This window comes from Catenibacterium sp. (assembly GCF_052354645.1).
GTDB lineage: Bacteria > Bacillota_I > Bacilli_A > Erysipelotrichales > Coprobacillaceae > Catenibacterium > Catenibacterium mitsuoka_A.
Genome location: NZ_DAWDDM010000275.1, coordinates 1 through 2,627, shown reverse-complemented (window position 1 = coordinate 2,627; position 2,627 = coordinate 1). Strand labels below are relative to the sequence as shown.

The 2,627-nt window shown below is 29.5% G+C and carries 3 protein-coding genes; all 3 read right to left on the bottom strand.

Features of this window, described 5'->3' with window-relative positions:
• Window positions 1-133 precede the first annotated feature (133 nt).
• The 3 genes from ACT8VG_RS09875 to ACT8VG_RS09865 all read right to left on the bottom strand — a co-directional run bounded on the left by ACT8VG_RS09875 (window position 134) and on the right by ACT8VG_RS09865 (window position 2,588).
• Entirely contained in the window at window positions 134-361 is a 228-nt protein-coding gene (locus ACT8VG_RS09875) for a hypothetical protein (RefSeq protein WP_226793271.1), read from the bottom strand.
• A 416-nt stretch (window positions 362-777) separates the two neighbouring features.
• Complete coding sequence (locus tag ACT8VG_RS09870; protein WP_444195761.1) at window positions 778-1,911, bottom strand: histidine kinase dimerization/phospho-acceptor domain-containing protein; 1,134 nt, start codon at window positions 1,909-1,911, stop codon at window positions 778-780.
• Between the two features lie 26 nt (window positions 1,912-1,937).
• Window positions 1,938-2,588 (bottom strand): response regulator transcription factor, encoded by a 651-nt coding sequence (locus ACT8VG_RS09865; protein ID WP_117458223.1) that lies wholly within the window; start codon window positions 2,586-2,588, stop codon window positions 1,938-1,940.
• Window positions 2,589-2,627 lie beyond the last annotated feature (39 nt).

The window sequence follows — 2,627 nt, the reverse complement described above, 5'->3', positions numbered from 1 at the left end:
CAACTGCTAGTCAATAGTATACAAAGATTGAAATATATCTAACTATCATTTAATTTAGCTGCTTCATTTACGTTTTCCTTTGATGGCTCTATTTTATGTAAAAGAAGGATGTAAAAAAATCCACCGAAGTGGATTATGCTCTGTTTAATTCATCCATCATTGCGCTTCTGTTTCTATATTGAATCTTCCATTTCTTGATGATTTCATCAACGACTTTATCACCGCCGATAATAGATTTCATGATTCTTAACTCTTCTACAATTTGGTAATAATGCTTTCTGCCCCCAGTAGATTCAGCCTGTTTTTCAACAATTTCTCGATATATCTGAAGCAGCTGTTCAGGATATTTCTCACTAAGCAAATCAGTATATTGATGCAGCAAATATTTATCGTCACTTCTTAAGAGAACATCTAAAAGCTGTTCATATAGTTGCTCTGTTTCTAATATTTCACACAAGAGCCTTCCAGGAGTAAGCTGTTCAATTATAGAGTCTCTTTCCTTGATTCATTCTTTATCTGCTTAACTAAAATAACTTGAAAGATTTAAGAAAAAATTAGACGCTTAATCTAAATCTTCGCCATTAGAAGCTATCACTTTTTTGTACCAGTTAAAGAATCCTCATTTTGGGGATTTTCTTAATTCTACGTTATAAATCATTGTATCTTCATCTTAAAGAGATACGTGGTCTTTGTCTGAATAATTTGATAGTCTATCTGATAATTGTTTAATAGGTTACCTACGATATATAAGCCAAGTCCATGACTTGTATCTTTTTTTTATTCCATGTGATTCTCCTGGCAGGTATTTTCTATATAGAAACAATTCTCTTTTATCCCTATATCTATTCTTCCATAATCACAGTTATACTTAATCGCATTGCTTATTAAATTAGATAAAATCACACTGAATGCATTTCTACCAATATATAAATGCTCTAAACCAACTTTATTATTGATTACGATATTCTTCTGATATGCGAGCAACTCATATTTATTCAGGACTTCTTTAAGAACATCTTTTATAATAACATCTTCTTCATCGTTCTTTAGATGATCTATTGAATAGATAGATAATATTTGAGAGATATTTTTTGAAAGATCATCTACTATATCTACACATTGTCCAAGATATACATCTCTCTCTTTATATTTTCCTACATTATACATCATGTTCTCTAGAATAATTTTAAGACTTGCTAGAGGTGTTTTTAATTCATGAGAAGCAGCCTTTAAAAATTCATATTTAAGTTTTTCAAGTTCGAGAATTTCTTTATTTTTAAGTTCTAGATCATCTATTGACTTCAATAATGTAAAATAGAGTTCATTGATTTGCTTCTTTAAGTCTCCTACTTCATCATCACTGTTATGGACTAAACTGACATTCTTATCTAATTGCATCATTTGATCAGTTACATTCTTAATTTCATCAATATTATTTTTAATTGATTTTGAATAGATCAATGAAACGATAGCAGATAATAAAAGAGAAATAGATAATGAATAAGGAAGAAAACCTAAACTTAAATCTTTAGCATCCTGCAGCATATCAGCAGTAGAGATAAATTTCAAATACAATTGATGTCCATCATTTAAAGTAATACGTCTTTCCTCAATAATTAATGAATTATTGAGGCTGTTCAAATTCACATTCAGATTATTTGTAACTTTTACTTCATTGTCTTTATTTTCTTGACTCACAAATACTTTTATATCGCTGTTTTTAGAATACAAATCAATTGTTCTTTCAATCTCATTGATTTCCTTACCTTCTAGATTATGAGATATTTCATTGGCTGTTTTATTAATATCAGCCTTTCTAGTATCCAGATACGTTCTAGGAAATATCAAGTAGATAGAGATATGAATCAATAAGACAATAATGCTGAGAATAGAAAATATCTGGAGAAACATTTTAGGAAATATCTTTAGTTTTTTCATCATCTCTCCAATTTATAGCCTACATTTCTAATAGTTGATATGCAATCTAGATGTAACTTCTTTCTAAGTTCCTTTATATAGACATCAATTACACGATCATAAGGAATTTCTTCTGTTTCTTTCCAGACTTGATCTATAATCTGCATCCTTGACAGAACCTGTCCTTCATGATCAAGAAGACATTTTAATATTTCTAATTCTTTAGGCTTACTATCTATGACTTTTCCATCTATTTTAGCTGTATAACTTGTGAAATTGATTTCTAGATCTTTATATTTGAATATTTCTATAGAACTATAATACTTTTTTATAAGTCCCTCTATTCTCGCTTTTAAGACAGGCAGAGAAAATGGCTTTTCAATATAGCCATCAGCAAGTTGAGTAAAGGCTTCTATTTTGTATTCTTCATTATTAAATGCCGTCAACATTAAAACAGGGATATTACTTTCTTTTCTTATTTCTTTTAAAACATCTAATCCATTCATAAATGGAAGCTGAATATCCAAAAGAACAACCTTGATATCCTTATTAAATAAGGATAAAGCCTCACGACCATCCCTAGCCTCTATGACATGATAGCCCCATTCTGATAAATATTCACTCATACCATCTCTAATTATAGGATCATCTTCTACAATCAGTAAATCCATACTATCCCTCCCTCTTTATATTATACACATATATTTATC

Coding starts and splice junctions, on each gene's coding strand:
- ACT8VG_RS09870 (WP_444195761.1), bottom strand. CDS start 1,911: ATGTTTCTCCAGATATTTTCTATTCTCAGCATTATTGTCTTATTGATT.
- ACT8VG_RS09865 (WP_117458223.1), bottom strand. CDS start 2,588: ATGGATTTACTGATTGTAGAAGATGATCCTATAATTAGAGATGGTATG.